The organism is Corallococcus caeni, assembly GCF_036245865.1.
In the GTDB taxonomy this organism is placed as follows: Bacteria; Myxococcota; Myxococcia; order Myxococcales; family Myxococcaceae; genus Corallococcus; species Corallococcus caeni.
This window is the reverse complement of the sequence record NZ_BTTW01000007.1, coordinates 258,954-276,865: the sequence shown is the minus strand read 5'-3', so window position 1 is coordinate 276,865 and position 17,912 is coordinate 258,954. Positions and strand designations below refer to the sequence as shown.

Genomic DNA, 17,912 nt, shown 5'->3' with positions numbered 1-17,912 from the left:
GGGCGCCAGGGCCCCTGGCCGTTGCATTCTGCTCACGCAGGAGGGACGCGCGGACACTGGTCCGCCAGGGGGCCTGGGGAATAGATCCGGGGCAAACAGGCGCGCCCGGAGACACATGCGATTCCATGTCCGTTGCGTCTGGCTGTTCGTGATGGTGATGGGGTTGGCGCTGGGGGGGTTCGGCTGCGCGGTCTGCACCCTCGGGGCGCCCCCCTCCCCCCGGAGTCCCATCGCGGGGGCTGCCAGCATCATGAGCTGGAGCAAGCCCCAGCGGCTCTCCGCCGGGCCGTCGCTTTCGTGGGAGCACACTCGCGTGGTGGCGGGCCCCTCCGGGAGCGCCGTCGCCATCTTCGCGCATGTCACGACCCAGAACGCGCCCCACGACTACACGGCGCTCTACGCCAGCCGCTATGCCGCCACATCCGACACATGGACGCCCGAGCAGCCGCTCCAATCCCAACCCGGAAACGTTCTCCGGAGCAGTCTGGCCGCGGATGAGCTGGGAAATGCCATCACCGTCTGGCTCCAGCAGACCCCCGCCGGCAACACCTTCTTCGCAAGCCGCTTTTCGGAGGCGACGGGCCAATGGAGCCGCGCGCTCCAGCTCACGTTCCCCGTTGACGACACCCCCACCATGCGTCTGGCCATGTCCCCCACGGGCGATGCGGTCTTCGTCTGGACAACGCTCTGCAAGACGCTGTGCAAGCCCGTCGAGCACCGGGTGATGGCCATGCGCTACGCGGTGGCCGGCGACCGGTGGATCCAACCGCCGGTGCCCCTCAACTCGGCGCGTGACACCCCATCGCTCTGGCCCGCCGCCGCCCTCGACGCGAACGGCAGCACGCTCGTGCTGTGGCAGCAGGCGGACGCCCGAGGGACCCAGGCCATTCATGGCAGCTGGTACAACGCCGACACGTTCCAGTGGTGTGGCGATGCGATCTTGAGCCGGACGAACTACGGCCCGGCCTCGACGCCCGCCATCGCCATGGACGCGGCGGGCAACGCCATCGCCGTCTGGCCACAGCACGTCGCGACGCTGTCCGGCCAACTGATGCAGGGAATCGACGCACGCCGCTACGACCGTGCGAGCAACACATGGCAGCCCTCCGAGCGCATCGACTCGCACATCTCCGATTACGGAGGCATGTTCAACCCGTCCATCGTCATCGCGACGAACACGGGCGATGCACTGGCCGGCTGGCTGTATCTTCCCCATCCCCCGCCCCTCACCGGGGCCGCCGAGGGGCGCGTGTACGTCGCGGCGAAGGACGACTGGGACATCCGTCCGCGCTTCGACCGCAGCGTCGACCCGAACAACCAGCGGCTCGGAGGCACCGTGCTGGGCGGGTATCCCGTGCTCGCCTCCGACCCGGCCGGGGACCAGGTCGCCTTCTGGGCACAGTCCGACCACACGGCCTGGGCAAGCTACCTGTATGCCCCTGGCAACTTCCGGGCCCCGGAACCCCTGCGGTCCGCGCCTGAAGCCGTCGTGGGCGCCATCACGGGGACCATGGACCTGAATGGGCATGCGACGGCGGTGTGGATTGAGCTCGCCGAGGAGGGCGACACCCTGTGGGTCGCTCGCTACCAGTAGCTCCGCGGGGAACGCGCTGCCTCCGAGTCCAGCACCTACCGCCCCCACTTGCCTTCGTTCAGACACTCTCGGAGCACCCAGGTCAGGTGCTCGTCGAAGTCGAAGGTGCAGGCGGAGACGTCGGGGGACTCGTCCAGCAGCCAGGGCGCGAGGTCGAAGTCGTCATGGTACGCCTGGAAGATGAGCAGCCCCTCGGCGCGGCGCAGCCCCATGTCGAAGCAGTAGAAGTCGCTCACGTCGTAGGAGACGTACTGAAAGGGAATGAGTCTCGCCCGCACCGCTGCCTCGCGGCGGGCGGCTTCGAGCTCCTCCTCTTCGTCTCCGAACGAGCCTTCCTCCACGAACTGCTTCTGCCACTCGTGGCGCTCGAGCACCTCCGCGGGGCTCAGCATCCTCGCGAGCTCGCAGCCACGCGCATCCGTCGCCGAGAACAACCCGTGCCGGGTGATGAACTGGAGATACGACCCGGGCAGCACCTTGCCCAGGGTGCCCTCCAGGAGGTGAAGCTCCTTCGCGTCGACAGGCGTCAACCGCACCGTCTGGAGGGGGAGTCCCTTCTCGCGACCAAGACGTTCCTTCAAGGCTTCAATGGCATCCATGGCACGGGGCACGCTTCGGGCTCCTCTTCATCGGGACGACGGCCGCCGCGGTCTCCATCCCCAGGCGCGATGCTACGCGGCTTCCGGACCCTTTCGAGGTGACGACCGAAAAGCTCGCATCACCCGCGGCGACGCGCACTCGGAGTAAAGTCGTGACCCGCACGGGAACCCGAGCTGGGAGCCACACCATGAAGCTGATGTCGAGCAGTGCCATCGTGACGGGAGCAGGACAGGGCATCGGTCTGGGAATCGCCGCGCGCCTCATGCGGGACGGCGCCAACGTCCTGCTGTTCGGGCGGACACCGGAGAAGTTGGAGACGGCCGCGGCGGAGCTCAACCGGGCGGCGGAGGGGCGCACCCGGGCCGTGCCCTTCGCGGGAGACGTGGTTCGCGCGGAGGACGTGGCGCGAGCGCTCGAAGTCGCCACGCGTGAGTTCGGCCTCCCAGGCATCCTGGTGAACAACGCCGGAACGGCCACCATCCGCACGGTGCTCGATTTGCCCGAGGCGGAGTTCGACCAGGTCCTGGCCATCAACCTGAAGGGGCCCTTCCTGTTCACCCAGGCACTCGCGAAGGCGCTCGTCGCCGCGAAGCAGCCGGGTTCCATCGTCAACATCTCCTCACTGAACCAGACGGCGGTGACGGACGGGCTGTCCCACTACTGCGCATCCAAGGCGGGGCTCGCGAACTTCTCAAAGGCCGCGGCTTCGGAGCTGGGGCGTTACGGCATCCGGGTGAATGTCGTGGCCCCGGGCGCCATCCGCACCCCACTGGCGGAGATGGCCGGCCTGGGGACTGGCGCCATGGCGCAGGGCTTCCTCGCCCACACGCCGCTCGGGAAGGCGTGGGGTGAGCCGGAGGACGTGGCGAAGGTGGTGTCGTTCCTCTGCAGCGACCTCGCGTCCTGGATGACCGGAGACACCCTCGCCGTGGACGGCGGCAATCACATCCGCGGGCTGCACAGCTACGCGGACGCGCTGGGCCTCACCCGGACCGTCGAAGGCTGAGGCGAGGGGGGCGCCTGCGCGGCTTCAGTCCGCGCGCAGCAGCGGCAGCCGCGCGCCTGCCTCGCCGAGGGCTTCTGGCGCCGCGATTTGGTTGACACCCCGGCTCCTGGAGCCCTGCCGCACAGGCGGGCAGCCGGTCCAGGGGCGGAAAGGGGCGGGTGAACCCTCCCGCGGCCCTGTCAGAAGGGGCCTGGGAGCCCCGTCCGAAGTTCTTGCGGTCACGGCCGTGGCCCGGTATATGGGCGGGGCTTCACGGCCAGGTAGCTCACCTGGTTAGAGCGGCGGTCTCATAATCCGCAGGTAGTCAGTTCAAGTCTGACCCTGGCCATCAAGCAGCCCCGGAGTCACTTTCCCAAGTGATTCCGGGGCTTTTTCTTTGGGCCCTGAGCGTCCATACGCGTTCGGAGCCGTTCCCCGGATTTGGTACCCGTTTGGCACTGGCGGGACCCGATAACGATGCGGCGCAAAGGAACCGCGCCCACGGATCTCGCGTCCCATTCCCTGGGGAAGGCGGCGTCCGTTCGGTAAACTTGCTGGTCGTATGCCACAAGCTGATGCCTCTCGTTTCTTCCTACGCCTACTGAAGGCGACCGCCCTCGAGGTGCCCACCTGTCGCGAGGACTTCCTCTCGGAGTGCCGTGCACCCGCCCTCGCCGAAGACGAGGCCCTCGCGCGGTGGTTCGCGCTGTTCAGCATCGGCGAGCGCTGGGCACGGCATGTCGACCTGCTGGCCGCCTGCACCTCTCCGAGGGATCCGTGATGACGATGTGGATGGTGCGCGCCGGCCGTGGCGGCGAGAACATGGACGAGTTCCTCCAGAAGTCCGTGGTGGCTCTCGGATGGCCTCACGTGGGCAAGCTGGAGTCACCCAACAAGGCCGACCTCGTCGCACGTCTCGCCTATTCATACCCAGACGAGAAGGAGGGCACCCACGGCAACTGGGCCGGCACCTTGCTGCGCTTCGCGTACGAACTGGCCACCGGCGACAGCGTCATCACCTACGACCGCGAGCGCCGCCGCTACCTCGTGGGCACCATCATGTCTGGCTACGAGTGGCAGCCGCAGTTCGTGGAGGACAAGCCCAACGTGCGCCACGTGAAGTGGACGCACCAGGTCGCGCGCGACGTTCTCTCCACGGGCGCTCGTAACAGCCTGGGCGCCATCCAGACGCTCTTCAAGCTGTCCGAGGACGTCGCCGCCGAGTTGCACCGCCTCCAGGTCCCCCTGGACGCTCCCCTTCCCGAAGCGCCCGCCCGTGTCAGTCCCCCGCCCGCGCCAGCCGAGGACGAGGAGGGCGATGAAGTCAGCAGCGAGGCGGAGCTCCGGGCCGAGATGCTGGAGAAGGCGGACGCGTTCGTCGAGGACGCCATCAGTCGGCTCAACTGGGAGCAACTGCAGGATCTCGTGGCCGGCATCCTGCGTGCGATGGGCTATCGCACAACCGTAAGCCCGAAGGGCGCCGACCGCGGCGTAGACATCTTCGCCTCACCCGACGGCCTGGGCCTACAGGACCCGCGCATCTTCGTCGAGGTGAAGCACCGCCCGGGCAGCATCATGGGCAGCAAGGAGCTTCGTGCCTTTCTCGGCGGCCGGAAGCCGGGCGACAAGTGCCTCTACGTGAGCACGGGAGGCTTCAGCAAGGATGCTCATTATGAGGCCGACCGGGCATCGGTCCCCGTCACGCTCATCACCCTGGCCTCCCTGCGCAAGCTCCTCATCGACCACTACGACGCGCTCGATGGCGAGACCCGCGCGCTCGTGCCGCTCAAGCGATTCTATTGGCCGGCCATCTGAGCGAATTTTGAGCTCGCAGCTGGAGAGGAGAACGGATGCAGCCGACATACGCCCCACGCCGCGACGGGATCCCGCTCCGAGCGGATGTCGACCGGATCGATCCTGAATCACAGCGGTTCTACAAGGTCCGCAAGCACCTGATGGAGCCCATCGAGTGCTGGCACCTCGTGTGCCCTGGACTTCCACCCGACCCTCGCAATGAGGCGAGGCGAGCTGGATGTTCCGAGCTCTGCCTGCAAAAGGACATCTATCGGTTCGAGCTGGCTTCGGATGGTTGCCGCCAACACGTGCTCGGAGCCCATGATCTGCACTTCGAGCCTGCCTACTGGCGAGCCTTCGATTCGGCGGTGAAGAGTGGCCACCTCGCATTCGCCTTCAAGAAGAACCACGTGGCCATGGCCGCTGGCGACGAAGGTGTGTTCGTCGTGCTGTCCAGAGAGCGTGGTTCGGTCCGCTGGCGCGTGAATACAGCATTCCGCCCCGAGCCCAGACGGCAGGACGGTCCACCCGGAAGGAACCAGTCCTTCTTGAACGCGGCGCGGCGGAAGTGGCTCGCAAAGACGACCCAGCCCGCGAAAGCGAGGATGAGGATGTCCCCCACCTGGAGCGATCCCCTCGCGCAAGAGCTTGGCGCATTCCTCGATCGAATCGAGCAGGAGAGGATGGAGGCGCTCGATGTCCATGATGCGGCTCGCGTGCTCGTGCTGATGGCTCGTGCCGAGCAACTCGGCTCATCCGAGTCCCTCAAGTCCCTGCTGCGACGAGGCTTGCCTCACATCTCCGGGCTGGCGACCCTCGCTCCCCCCGATGAGGTGAAACCGCTGCTCGTGGAGCTCGATGCTGCCTGCCAGGCGGGCGATGATTCTCACGGCGTCCTCCACGACGTCCTCCTGGACCTCGACGACTGGCTCTCCGTGGCGATGTTCCTCGAGCACCACGGGGTGCCGCTGCCCGCCATCGCGAACGCTGCTGCTCGCGACCACGTGGTGCGGTTCGCCGCCACGCGTCTCGCACTCTCACCGGAGCAGGCAGCCCCCCTGGCAGACTGGGCGCTCGCGCGTGCCGGGTCGCTCGAACCGGAGCCGAGCCCGTCCAGTGGCGATCCCTACGCGCCGGTGATGGCGCTGTGGCAGGCGGTCGTCCGCGCGTCCGCGACGGCGCATCAGGTGAAGCGGCCCACCGAGTCTCTCGGGGCGCATCTGGTGCGCATCCTGGACGCCATCTCCCTTACGGGGGTCATTCCACGAGACGCCTTCGCCAGTAGCGGTATCGATCTCGGTCCGGAGCCCGTCGAGATCCACCGTTGGGGGGACGCCGTGCTGGAGCTGACCATCGGGCAGGATCTCCGGACTCCTGTGTTGCAGGTATCCGGGACCGAGGGAGACGAGGCCCCTCGGGGGACCCGGGATGGCACGCCTCTCACGTTCACCCGCGATGAGTTCCAGGCCTGGCTGGCCGAGGCACGCCCCGGACTGCACCACGTCTCGCTCCGGGGCAAGACCGTCGAATTCACCCTCACGACTTCATGAGCCGCAGCGAAATCCAGCGCCACCTGGAAGAGCTCATGGCGCGGGGACTTCCGCACCGCGCCTGGGACGCCGCGTGCTCCCTCATCAAGGAGGAGGGCGATCCGACACTGAGGCGGGTGCTGAAGTATGGATTCCTCCGCACGTACCTCATCCACCGGCTCCCCGCGAGCTTCTGGGATGAGCGCCGCAGGGAGGAGGCCCGGAGACTGGGAGTCACTCCGGTCACCTCCCGGCTCCGCGTGGGAGAAGTGGCGTTCCCGGTCGTCTTCCCGGCCCAGGAGACCGGCTGCTTCGTCGTCGCGGCGGTGAGGCCCATCGACGCACTCCAGGACGAGTTCCCGCGCGCAGGCGAGGTGGATGAAGACGCACGTCAGGCGATGCAGCAGGCGCTGGATGCGGCGCGGCGGCTCATGGGAGAGCAGCGCCGCTTTCGAGTCTCCCTCGACAAGCCCTTCTCCGAGATCATCAAAGGCTCGTCGTGTGGCCTCGCCGTGGCGCTCGCGGCCCTCTCCTGTATCGAGGAGCACGAGCTCGACGACGGCATCGTGGCGACGGGTGAGGTCACACGCGAGCTGGCGGTCAACCCGGTGCGTGACATGGACGGGAAGTTGGCGCTGCGCCGTGAGGCACGGCCCCGGGCCTGGCTCCTCTGCCCGAAGGGCGACTGCGAGGGGGAGGGATTGATTCCCGTCTCCAGACTCGAGGACGCCCGGACGGTCGCGTGGCAACCCTCTCCCGAGGCACAGGAACGCGCCCTGGCGCAGCTCAAGCGTGCCCGTGCGGAGGATCCGGCCCACCTCTCCTCCCGGGGCCTCGTGAAGCTCGGCGGGGGCGCCTATGTCACGTCTCTCGAGCTGCTCGGCTTCGCGGTGGCCCCATCGCTGTATGACGAGAGCAAGGAGCAGGCAGATTCCGAGACGGAGCTCCGGCGCCAATGGCGGGATCCGGAGCTCACGCCGGAGGCCCGCGAGGAGCTCCGCCGGAAGCTCCAGTGGATGGAGGAAAGGCATTGGGGCGCCCGCCGCGACAGGCCCTCCTCGTTCGCGGAGGTGCTCCACCACCATCTCCGCTTCACCGTCATTGGGGACCCGGGCGCGGGCAAGAGCCTGCTCACGCGGCTCGTCTTCCTGGCCTGCTCACCTGGCGAGACGGGCGAGCGGGCCCGCGTGCTGCTGCGCGGCCGTGCCGGGTTCAATTCCCACGCGGTCGCGGCCATCGAGTCGCTGCGAGACATGCTCCCGGTGCGCCTCTCCCTCGCCGATTTCGGCCGGTCGCTCGCGAAGGACGCGGCGCTGTCCCTTGAGGAGTTCATCCGACGCGGGCTCCGGGAGGAGAGAGCAGTCCCTGCGTTGTTCGAGGGTCTGGGTGCGCTGCTCGAAGCCGGGCGCCTTTTCGCCCTGTGCGATGGGCTCGATGAGGCCGCGGAGGAGCTGCGGGAGAGAGTCGTCGACGGGCTCCTCGCATTCGCGAGGTCCTACCCGCGGGCGCGCATGCTGGTGACCTCGCGCTCACACGGCTACTACCCGAAGGTGGAAGGCTTCCATCACGCACAGCTCGCACTGCTCGACCCTTCGCAGCGGCGCCAGCTCGTGGCGCGCTTGCACCGGCTCGTCGAGACGCGTGGCCGGCCCGGTCCAGAGGGGATAGCGCGCGCGCGGCGCCGCACGAACGCGCTGCTGCTCGCGATCGAAAAACGGGAGGAGTGGGAGCAGCTCAGCGGCAACCCACTCCTGCTCACCCTCTCCGCGCTCACGCGCACCAATGCGGAGGGCGTTCCGGAACACCAGGTCGTCGTGTTCGAGGAACTCATCCAGACGATCCTCGGGAAGTGGCGCTCCGCGTTGAAGCGCCCTCCGGCGGAGGTGGACCGCATCCTCCAGGTCTGGTCCGCCGTCGCCTCCGAGCTGGTACACCAGGAGGAGCGCGATGTCGTCGGGCGCGCGAAGCTCCTCCGCATGCTCTCGGCCAGGCTCGGGGGCGGACCCGCGCCCTCTCCCATCGACGCGAAGACCGCGCTCGATCTGGCGCTCGAGGCGGGCCTCGTCCGAGAGAATGGGGCGACGGTCTCCTTCTGGCACTCGACCTTCGCCGAGTTCCTCGCCGCGCGCTTCCTCGCTGGGGATGGCACCGGTGCCGTGGAGCGGCTCCTGAAGAGCCACCTGACTCCCCTCACCCTCCAATTCGCCGCGGCGCTGCTCGATCGCGTGCTCGACGCCCATGACGAATGCAACGCGCTCGCCACAACGCTGCTCGAGCAGGATGGGGAGGGCGTCCAGCAACTGCTGCGCCCGGGCCTGTGTACCGTATCGGGATGGCTCGTGGACGGCGTGCGCTTCAGCGCGGATACCCGGGAGCGCATCTGGGAGACCTGGATTGAGGTGCTCGAGAAGAGCCCTCCCTCGCTGCTCTGGGGTGACTTCGGCCGGTTCGCCGAGCGTGTCCCGCTGGCGTCTCTGGCCCCGAGGCTCGTCGCGCGACTGGTCCGCATCGACACCCACCGCGCGGAGGAGATACGGGAGGGGGTGGCGAGAGTCGTCGCGCCGGCCGCTCGCGCGGAGCCCGCCGTGCGCGCCGCGTGCGAACAGTGGATGAGGGAGCCCTCCCACTCCTCGCTCAGGCTCTACGGCGCTTACGGTCTCGCCAGAGCCTCCGTCGGGGCCTGGAGCGATGAGGTGATCGATGCGTTGGGCCAGGTCAGGGCGACGCGGAATTACAGTCTCCATGCCATTCGTGAGCTGGTACGCGGCAGCGGAGAACCCACACTCGCGCGGCTGCGGGAGCTTGTACACGCGCGTCTGCCTTCCGATGAAGGACGGGACAAGCTGCGGGAGGAGCGCTCCGCGGAGGAGGTGCGGGTCGAGTCCGAGCTTCGAAATCGGCGGAGCTCGGCCGCGAGCCTGCTCATGGTCGCGGGGTACTGGGATGAGGAGATCGCCAGGGAGCTGAGGCTGTTGCTCGAAAGCCCTTCCATCTCATTCCATGACGCCGAGCTCCAGTCCATGGTGCGGTTCTGTGCTGACGAAGGAGCCGTGCGGGAGGCACTGCTCGAGTGGATGCGCGACAGCTCGACGCTGGGCACCCGTGCGAGAAACATCGTCCGTGACGTGGCGCCCCTCTACGAGGACATGCCCCAAAAGGTGTTGGAGTCCATGGCCGGGGCCGCGGACAAGGAGCGCGAGCAACTGGAGTCGCTGCTGGTGGCAATGGGCGAGGAGCTTTACACGCTGCCCGACCTGCTCCGGAGGTGTCTCGAACACGAGGAGAGGACCGAACAGCGGATGTCCGCCGCGAGGATCCTGCGCCGGCTCGCACCGGAGGATGGCTGCCTCCACAAGGCGCTACGACGCGGCATGAACGGCCGGGATGATGCCGCTCGGGCACGTTGGGCCTGGCTGGCACTGGGGTTGGAGCAGGGTCTCTCCGAGGCCGCGATGGAGACGCTCCTGGTGTGTTCACGTTCGCCGGATTGGGCCGTGCGGACGTGGGTGTACGACGGGCATCCTGCGAAGCTGATGTATCAGCTGAGGACGAATCGGCTCGAAGGTTGGCTCGAATGTGCCGCCGACAGACAGGTGGCGGCCGCGGCCCGGCTCGACGCGCTGGAAGCCGTGGCACAGGTGCAGGCACTGAGTGAGCAGGTAGTGCCCATCCTGCGCGAGCTGCTCCACGCCGAGGACATGAACGTGCGGCGGGCGGCGGCGCGCAAGCTGCTCTGGCGGAATGCGCTCGACGACCAGGCCGTCACCATCCTGGCGGAGGCTGCGGTACGAGCGAAGGAGGAGGAGGAGCGTGCACGGCTCTGGGAGCTCCACAGGACAGCACCTCTGGCCGCGGTCACCGTGCGCGTCCTCCTGCGAGAGCTCGCCCACATGACTCCCCCCAAGGACGCCCTGAATACCCCGCTGGAGACGGGGAACTGGCCCTTCCTGGTGAGCGATCTGGCGAAGAAGGATCCGTCCTGTGCGGAGGATCTGCTGGGTGCCCTGGAGCAACCGGGGCTGGCGTGTCTCGCCGCGATGGTCGCGCTGAGTTCCTTGATCAAAGGGCACGCGGGCGTACGTGATCTGTTTCGGGAACGCCTGCGAAGAGCACGGATGGGGATGAGTCCCCTCGGGCAGTTCCACCTCATCCGTCTGGGACTGTGGGACGAGAAGTATCCCGAGGCCATTGAGCTGGCCCGGGCCATGGACCCGAGCCTCCTGACGCAGAAGCAGACCGACACGCTCGCGGGCCTGCTTCGAAGTGCCGATGCGCTGCAAGAAGCCGCCCGGCTCTGGCGGCTCGTGCTCCAGGGAGAGGATCTGGATCTCGTGTTGGCTGCCGCCGAGGCGCTCGTCGCATGGTTCCCCGACGATGTGGCCACGTGGATCCAATCCACATCAGAGCGCCTGTCTGGTTCGCCAAGCCCCATGCACCGGCTCGAAGCCGCGCGCTTCGCGCTTCGCTACGGGCTCATGGAGGAGGAAGCGCGTACGGCGCTGCTCGATTGTCTCAAGCAGGACGGACGCGAATCCATGCGAGGATGCGACAGGACCTGGCTCTGGAGATTCGGCGATTCGCCAAGCCCGGCCAATGGCTTGCTGCTGGACGAGCTGTTCCTCTCTTCATCGCGTGTCGACTTCGAGGCCATGCATGCGCTCTTCGGACATTGGCCGGAGTTCGGATTGCAGCGACTCGCGCTCTGGCTGGAGGACGACGACTTCGAGCGCTTCTCCCGCGCCGTGAAGATTCTCGAGAAGCAGGCTGCATACCGTGACCGGGTGTGCACGGCCCTCGGGATGCGTCTGAGTTCGGGCCCCGCCGAACAACTCGAGCATGTCATCCAATTCGTGGAGGAGTACGGCTTCTATTCGCAGAACATGGCGGAGCGGTTTCTCACCCGCTATGTGTCCGAAGCAACCTCGAAGCGCGAGGTCCGCGGGTGTCTCGGTTATTGGCTGAACAATCGTCCCGAACTCTGGGCCGTGTTCCGGCGGCAGGAGCCCGGACGGCACGCCTTGCTCTCGGATTGCCTTTTTGAACACCAGCGCGTCGTGCCAGACGCGGTGGCGTTCGCCGTCGCGTTCGTGCTCGCACATGCCGGCTCTCCGCAGGCCAGGAGCGTGGGGAACCAACTTCAACGCTGGTGTAAGCCACCCCAAGCCAGGGGAGCAGTGCGGGAACGAGCCGAAGCAAGGCCTCCGCTGTGGTCGCCCAAGGATGTCCGCCAGTGGGTCCGCGAGGCATTGGCCGCTCAAACCATTTCCGCGGATCTCTTCGCGATCACTGAATTCGACAGGCTCGCGGCCTTGGGACGACTGCCCGCCAGGCAGCGCATTGAGAATTTGCGCCGGGCCCTGGCCATCGACATCGCCTCGGTCGAGGAGGATGAGGACCAACATCTGTATCTTCAGGCGCTTGCCGCCCGCGGGCTCCTCGAACTGGGAGACCGCGACACGCGCATCCCGTCTGTACTCGAAGCCACCGTGCACATGCTCGCGAAGACCCATGACTTCGAAACCTTCCAGTTCGCGAGCGTCTTGAAGACCCTCCAGCCGGCGAACGAGGCGCTGCGGGATGCCCTGGTCCGCACCGTGCGCGGTACGTGGATGCTCTCCTTCGAGCGGCTACCCGACCTCTTTGAATGGACGGGATTGTCCGTGGAGGAGCGTATCCATGTGATGAGTGCGCGCTTGGACATGGAACGCGGGTGCGACGAAGCCCCAGACATCTTCGAAACCCTCGAGAAGATCGGCTGCCCGCCAGAGCGTCGCGCCAGCCTGCTCCTGGACTTCGTGTCCATGCACGAAGGGAGGCTCTCCACTTCGATAAAGCTGGCATTGGCCGCGCGCCCCGAACTCACCCCGCTCCAACAGGTAAAACTGCTGCTGGGCGCCATCATGGGGGCGCAGAACCGGGACCTGGACCAGGCGCTAAAGGAGTGGATCGAGCGCTTCGCATCCCGGGCCGTTCTGGCTGACCAGGAAGGCCGGCTCTCGTACGGGAATTCGAACTACCTGTCGCTGCGCCAGCACATCCTGGCCAGAATCTCGAACGTGGATGACCCTGCGTTGGTGGAGAGAGCCCTCACCGAGCTGGTCACGACGCGTACCGAAGATTTGCGCACCCTGCACCGCCGCGCTCGGACCGGCCAGCCCCTCTCCCCCGCGGAGTGGAGTGAGTTGCTGGCCCTGCTCACCCTCGGGCTTCGGGACAAGGACGCCACGCGTCTCGCCAAGGAATGGTTGACGCTGGAGCTGTGGCGGACCTGCGAGCCCGCCCGGGTCGACGCGTGGTTCCGCTCGTGAACCCCGGGGCTTTTTTGTTCCAGTTCGCCCGTCTCTCCCTCCCCCGTTCGGGGGATTGGCAGTCCCCTCCCGGCGCGGTCGGATTCCCTCTGTCCCGACGCGCAGCACCCACGCTCCGGGGGGAGTCCGCACGATGCTGGACGAGGGAACCGACTCGAAGGCCCGGGCCGCGGCCGTCCGCTGGGCGCGCTGGCGGCTGGGCCCCCTTGGTTTCGCGGACCTCATCACCCGGGTCGACACGTCCGTGCTCCGCTATGGGCGGCTCGTCACCCGGTACGCCGTCCGCACCGGCACCTGGGCGGAGGAGGCCTACGCGGGCGGCGCGAACACGGCCCGGCACTCCCGCTCCACGCCCCCGGTCTCGCTCGACACGCTGGACCTCTGGAGCGCGTCTCCGGAGGCCCTGGCGGAGCAGTCGTCGCACCTCGCCGCGTGCAGGGACTGTCACGGCGCAGGACAGGTGACGTGCCCCACCTGCCGTGGCTCCCTGCGCGCGAGCTGCTCCGGCTGCGGCGGATCCGGCCGGCGGATGAGCCGGGCGCGCAAGAGCTACCGGATGGTGAACTGTTCGGAGTGCCGGGGAAACGGCACGAGGAAGTGCGTTCGCTGCACGAAGGGCATGGTGGGCTGCCGCCCCTGCCGGGGCTCGGGAACCCTGCGCCGGTGGCTGAAGGTCGCGACCGTCGAACACACCCAGGTCCGTGCGTGGCCGGATGCGAAGGCCCTCTCCGCGCACAAGGGCCTGCTGGAGGATTCGAAACGGGCACTCCAATGGCCAGGGGCACGCGCCCTCGCATCCATGGAACATCCGGGTCCCCTGCCCGACTCCGCGCTGGAGGAGGAGGCCCGTTCCGCGGGCTTCCTCGCGGTTCGCTCCTCGCTGGAGCCCGGGTTCGAACCGCTGCGCGGGAAGATCCTTTCCCAGACACTGGATGTCTTTGAAGCCCCGTCCGCCACTGTCTGTTTTGAATTCGCGGGCAGGCCGGGCTTCATCCACCTGCTGGGACGCGACCTCCAGCCTACCAAGGCCCGCGACGCGTCCGCCTTCCACCGGCGTGTCGGGGCCCTGATGGGCGTGGCCATGGCGGGCTTCTTCGCCCTGCCCTTCCTGGTCTCCGCCTTCATCGGGCGACATGCCTTCTACGAAGACCCTGACCGGAGCGGGCTCGCCATGCTCGCGATCCTGGGATTCTGGCCGGGGACCTGGTGGTGGGCCGCGACCGGGCTGCGGCGCCGGCGTGCGGGCGGCGCGACTTCTCCCGCGCGGTGGCACGACCGCATCGGCATCGGGCTGACGGGGCTCTGCGCGCTCGTCCTCGCGGGGTGCTTCCTCTTCATCCGTCCTTCGGCCTCGGAACTGGTCCGCCTGACGGCCGCGGGCCAGCTCCGCGAGGCCGAGCTGCATGCCGACCTGCTGGAGGCCGAGGGGGAATCCAGTCCCGAATACATCGAAGCAAGGAATGCGTTCGTGCTCGCGCGCATCCAGGGCATGGACAATCGCGACGCCGTGGCGCTGGTCCGCCACTACACGGGCTCCGGAAAGGGCACCGGGCCTTTGGATGCCGAGCGCGTGAAGCTGCGCGAGGCCTGGGCACGCTCCGCGATGGAACGTGGCGAGGAGGACCCCGTGGAGGCGGAGCTGGCGGCCCTGTCCTCCGAGCGTGCTCTCCCATCCGTCATGGACGCGCTTCGCGCGACGCTGGAGGACCTCCGCATCGCGAAGGGCAAGGCCGCGCTGGAGAAGGGAGACCTGGCCGAGGCCATCCAGGTCCTGTCACGCATCCGGGCCCGGACGCTCGCCTCCGAACGTCCCGAGCCGCTGCTCACCCGGGCCCATCTGCTTCAGGAGCACGCATGCCCTGCCCGCGATGTGCGCTGCCGCGCCTCGGCCCTCCACGATGCGGTCGCCATCGATACGGGCGAAACGGCCCGAGCGGCGCTCGCCTCGTTCCGAGGCGCGGAGCTCACCCGGATGGAACGGGCCATGACCCACGCGGGAGGACTCGGTGCCTCGCTGCGCGAGCTTCGAAGCGCGGACGAGGACGCGCGCGTCCTGCTCTCCGTGCTCGGAAGTGATGCCGAGGTGACGGCTGCTCGGGCCGCGCTCCTTGAACGCAGGGAGGCGCTGCTGCGCAACCGCTTCGCGCTCAACGAGCCCGTAGAGGTCGCCCAGGTGCTGCTCGGTCCCTCCGGACTGGAGATGCAACGCTCCGACGTTTTTCGCGTGGTGGACGCGCCCACCGGAACGATCACGTACCTGTTCGTCGGACAGGGCACGACCCGTGGCCTCTACGTCACCACCCCAGAGCATGGGCAGCAGGGGCTGTCACCCATGGCACTGCAAGAGGCCGTGAAGCGCTTCACGGGCCAGGAGTTCTCCGCGAAGGACCTCGTGCGCTCCGGCAAGGGCGTGGCCCATGTCCCGGTGCGTCTGGGCCGGCACGCGGCCCTGCTGGGATGGCAAGGCGACACGCTGGTCGAAGCACAGATTGGACGGGTGGAGCCATGAGACGCGTCAGGAAGGTGGCGCTGGGGCTGGGTATCGTCGCGGGGCTGGTGTGCTCGCACCTCGCGTGGGCGCATCCCGGAAGGACCAACAGCTCCGGCTGTCACAACGAACGGGCCACGGGTGGCTATCACTGTCACGGTGGCGGCGGCGGTGGTTCAAGAGGATGGAGCGCGCCTCCCGTGGCGGAAACGCCCACGCGCCTCCAGGTCATCGCCATTCCGCGCGCCCGCGTGTGGATCAATGGCGCGTTCGTGGGCATGTCCCCGACGCCCGCGGTCCGCGTCGACGGAACGAAGGTCCGGGTCCTGCTGGAGCACGCCGCGCTGGGCCGTCACGAAACGACCGCGACGCTTGACCCTGGGGGGACGACCGCCCTGACGCTGAGGTGGTAGGCGAGCCGCCGACAGGCGCGCTTCCAGGAGCGGAACGTCCACGTCCGAAAACGGCCAGACATCCAAGGCCCGCCGTGGGACGTTTCCCCCATGAACGGCCTGGACCCCGCCGCCTGCTACCGCGCCCTGACGACGCGGGACTCCCGCTTCGACGGGCGGTTCTTCACCGCCGTGAAGACGACGCGCATCTACTGCCGCCCCATCTGCCCGGCCCGCGCGCCCCGCTTCGAGAACTGCACCTTCTACCCCACCGCCGCCGCCGCCCAGGAGGCCGGCTTCCGGCCGTGCCTCCGCTGCCGACCGGAGACCTCCCCTTCCCTGGCGCCCTGGCGCGGCACCTCCGTCACCGTCTCGCGCGCCCTGGCCCTCATCGCGGACGGCCTGCTCGACGCCGAGGACGCCAGCGTGGACGTCCTGGCGGGCCGGCTCGGCGTCGGGGACCGGCAACTGCGGCGGCTGTTCCAGCAGCACCTGGGCGCCTCCCCGGTCGCGGTGGCCCAGACGCGCCGCGTGCTCTTCGCGCGCCAGCTCATCCACGAATCCTCCCTGTCCATGGCCGAGGTCGCCCTCGCGTCCGGCTTCGGCAGCGTGCGGCGCTTCAACGCCGTCTTCCATTCGCTCTACGGCCGTCCTCCGGGCGTCATGCGCCGGGCCCGGACGGCTCCCGTGGCGTCCGCCGTCCCCGTGGTGACGCTCCTCATCCCGTACCGCCCCCCCTACGACTGGGACGCGCTGGTGGCCTGGCTGGCGGCCCGCGCGCTCACCGGCCTGGAGCACGTCGAGCCGGGCCGCTATTTGCGTGCCTTCACCAATGCGTGGGGCCAGGGCTCTGTGGAAGTGTCCCCCGCTCCGGGGCTCGACGGCCTGCGGGCCACGCTGCGCGTCAGTGACGTGCGGATGCTGCCCTCCGTCGTCGCCCAGGTCCGGCGCGTCTTCGACGTGGGCGCGGACGTGGAGGCCATCCGCGCGCACCTGTCGGCGGATGCCCTGCTCGCGCCCCTGCTCGCCGCTCGGCCCGGCCTTCGCGCTCCGGGCGGCTGGGACGGCTTCGAGCTGGCGGTCCGCGCCATCCTGGGCCAGCAGGTGACGACCGCCGCCGCGCGGCAGCTGGGGCAGCGGCTCCTGGACACGCAGGGGGAAAGCCTGGACCCGGCGCTCACCGGCGATGCCCGCCTCCTGCGCGCCTTCCCCCGTCCCGAAGCCCTCGCCTCCGCGGACCTCACCGGCATGGGCATGCCGGCCGCTCGGGCCCGGGCGCTCTCCCAGCTCGCCGCGGCGGCCGTGGCGGACCCCACGCTGTTCCAGCCCGGCCCGTCGCTCGCGGACACCGTGGCCCGCTTCACGCGCCTGCCCGGAATCGGCGAGTGGACCGCCCAGTACATCGCCCTCCGCGCCGTGCGCGAAACGGATGCCTTTCCCGCCTCCGACGTGGCCCTGCTTCGCGCCGCCACGGAGCCCGGGGGCCCGCGACCCACGCCCGAAGCGCTCCTGCGACGCGCCGAAGCCTGGAGCCCGTGGCGCGCGTACGCCGCTCAGCACCTCTGGACCTCGGTGGCCCTCCAGGGCCGCGAGCCCAGGCGGGCCCCGCCTGCTCCGGCCAGAACCCGGGCACGCTCCTCACGCACCGACGCGCCCCCCTCCACCGCGCCTTCCCGCCGGAACGCCCATGCCTGACCGCCTGCGCTTCTTCATTGATTCCACGCCCACCCCCACCGGCGTGGCGCTCCTTGTCTGTGATGAGGATGGCCGCCTGCGCGCGCTGGACTGGGAGGGCTACGAGGCCCGCATGCACCGGCTGCTGCGCCTGCACTACGGCGAGGGCGGCTGCGTCCTGGAGCCCGCACGCGATCCGTCCGGACGGACCTCCGCGCTCCAGGCCTATCTGCGCGGAGACCTGTCCGCCATCGCCTCGCTCCCCGTGGAGACCGCCGGAACGCCCTTCCAGCGCGAGGTCTGGCGTGCCCTCCGGGAGATTCCGGCGGGCACGACCACCACCTATGGCCGGCTCGCGGAACGCATCGGGCGCCCCAAGGCCATTCGCGCCGTGGGCATGGCCAACGGCGCCAATCCCGTGGGCATCGTCGTCCCCTGCCACCGCGTCATTGGCTCCAATGCCTCACTCACCGGCTATGCCGGAGGGCTGGAACGCAAACGCTGGCTGCTGAATCATGAGCAGACCCACGCCTGAATCCCTCTCAACC

General features: G+C 68.7%; 11 protein-coding genes and 1 tRNA gene. 11 read left to right on the top strand and 1 reads right to left on the bottom strand.

Annotated features, from left to right (window positions below; all coding sequences use genetic code 11):
- Positions 1-115 precede the first annotated feature (115 nt).
- Positions 116-1,594 (top strand): hypothetical protein, encoded by a 1,479-nt coding sequence (locus AABA78_RS28175; RefSeq protein ID WP_338267611.1) that lies wholly within the window; start codon positions 116-118, stop codon positions 1,592-1,594.
- A 35-nt stretch (positions 1,595-1,629) separates the two neighbouring features.
- On the opposite strand, the gene AABA78_RS28170 is transcribed toward AABA78_RS28175, so the two are convergent.
- Entirely contained in the window at positions 1,630-2,205 is a 576-nt protein-coding gene (locus tag AABA78_RS28170) for an SMI1/KNR4 family protein (RefSeq protein ID WP_338267609.1), read from the bottom strand.
- Between the two features lie 176 nt (positions 2,206-2,381).
- Here AABA78_RS28170 and AABA78_RS28165 point away from each other — a divergent pair, with 176 nt between their 5' ends.
- From AABA78_RS28165 to ogt, 10 genes are all read left to right on the top strand, one after another.
- Positions 2,382-3,200 (top strand): SDR family NAD(P)-dependent oxidoreductase, encoded by an 819-nt coding sequence (locus AABA78_RS28165; RefSeq protein WP_338267607.1) that lies wholly within the window; start codon positions 2,382-2,384, stop codon positions 3,198-3,200.
- A gap of 254 nt (positions 3,201-3,454) precedes the next feature.
- Positions 3,455-3,528: transfer RNA gene (locus tag AABA78_RS28160), tRNA-Ile, on the top strand.
- Positions 3,529-3,801: 273 nt separating this feature from the next.
- A complete protein-coding gene (locus AABA78_RS28155) occupies positions 3,802-3,960 on the top strand; it encodes a hypothetical protein (protein WP_338267604.1) in 159 nt (52 codons plus the stop codon).
- Entirely contained in the window at positions 3,960-4,994 is a 1,035-nt protein-coding gene (locus AABA78_RS28150; RefSeq protein ID WP_338267602.1) for a restriction endonuclease, read from the top strand. The genes AABA78_RS28155 and AABA78_RS28150 overlap by 1 nt, the downstream gene beginning before the upstream one ends.
- Positions 4,995-5,029: 35 nt before the next feature.
- Positions 5,030-6,523 carry a hypothetical protein gene (locus AABA78_RS28145; protein WP_338267601.1) on the top strand — a complete coding sequence of 498 codons (1,494 nt, stop codon included), beginning with the start codon at positions 5,030-5,032 and terminating at the stop codon, positions 6,521-6,523.
- Positions 6,520-12,810, top strand: a complete 6,291-nt coding sequence (locus AABA78_RS28140; RefSeq protein ID WP_338267600.1) for a hypothetical protein — start codon at positions 6,520-6,522, stop codon at positions 12,808-12,810. Before AABA78_RS28145 ends, AABA78_RS28140 begins: the two co-directional genes overlap by 4 nt.
- A 133-nt stretch (positions 12,811-12,943) precedes the next feature.
- Positions 12,944-15,319, top strand: coding sequence for a hypothetical protein (locus AABA78_RS28135; protein WP_338267598.1), 2,376 nt, complete (start codon positions 12,944-12,946; stop codon positions 15,317-15,319).
- Positions 15,316-15,711: a YHYH domain-containing protein gene (locus AABA78_RS28130; RefSeq protein ID WP_338267596.1), complete on the top strand. Its 396-nt coding sequence runs from the start codon at positions 15,316-15,318 to the stop codon at positions 15,709-15,711. Before AABA78_RS28135 ends, AABA78_RS28130 begins: the two co-directional genes overlap by 4 nt.
- A gap of 90 nt (positions 15,712-15,801) precedes the next feature.
- Entirely contained in the window at positions 15,802-17,385 is a 1,584-nt protein-coding gene (locus tag AABA78_RS28125; RefSeq protein ID WP_338267595.1) for an AlkA N-terminal domain-containing protein, read from the top strand.
- Entirely contained in the window at positions 17,378-17,899 is a 522-nt protein-coding gene (gene ogt, locus AABA78_RS28120; protein WP_338267593.1) for a methylated-DNA--[protein]-cysteine S-methyltransferase, read from the top strand. Before AABA78_RS28125 ends, ogt begins: the two co-directional genes overlap by 8 nt.
- Positions 17,900-17,912 lie beyond the last annotated feature (13 nt).

Excerpts from the sequence above, each read along its gene's own strand:
- AABA78_RS28175 (WP_338267611.1), top strand. The coding sequence starts at position 116 with ATGCGATTCCATGTCCGTTGCGTCTGGCTGTTCGTGATGGTGATGGGG.
- AABA78_RS28165 (WP_338267607.1), top strand. The coding sequence starts at position 2,382 with ATGAAGCTGATGTCGAGCAGTGCCATCGTGACGGGAGCAGGACAGGGC.
- AABA78_RS28150 (WP_338267602.1), top strand. The coding sequence starts at position 3,960 with ATGACGATGTGGATGGTGCGCGCCGGCCGTGGCGGCGAGAACATGGAC.
- AABA78_RS28145 (WP_338267601.1), top strand. The coding sequence starts at position 5,030 with ATGCAGCCGACATACGCCCCACGCCGCGACGGGATCCCGCTCCGAGCG.
- AABA78_RS28140 (WP_338267600.1), top strand. The coding sequence starts at position 6,520 with ATGAGCCGCAGCGAAATCCAGCGCCACCTGGAAGAGCTCATGGCGCGG.
- AABA78_RS28135 (WP_338267598.1), top strand. The coding sequence starts at position 12,944 with ATGCTGGACGAGGGAACCGACTCGAAGGCCCGGGCCGCGGCCGTCCGC.
- AABA78_RS28130 (WP_338267596.1), top strand. The coding sequence starts at position 15,316 with ATGAGACGCGTCAGGAAGGTGGCGCTGGGGCTGGGTATCGTCGCGGGG.
- AABA78_RS28125 (WP_338267595.1), top strand. The coding sequence starts at position 15,802 with ATGAACGGCCTGGACCCCGCCGCCTGCTACCGCGCCCTGACGACGCGG.
- ogt (WP_338267593.1), top strand. The coding sequence starts at position 17,378 with ATGCCTGACCGCCTGCGCTTCTTCATTGATTCCACGCCCACCCCCACC.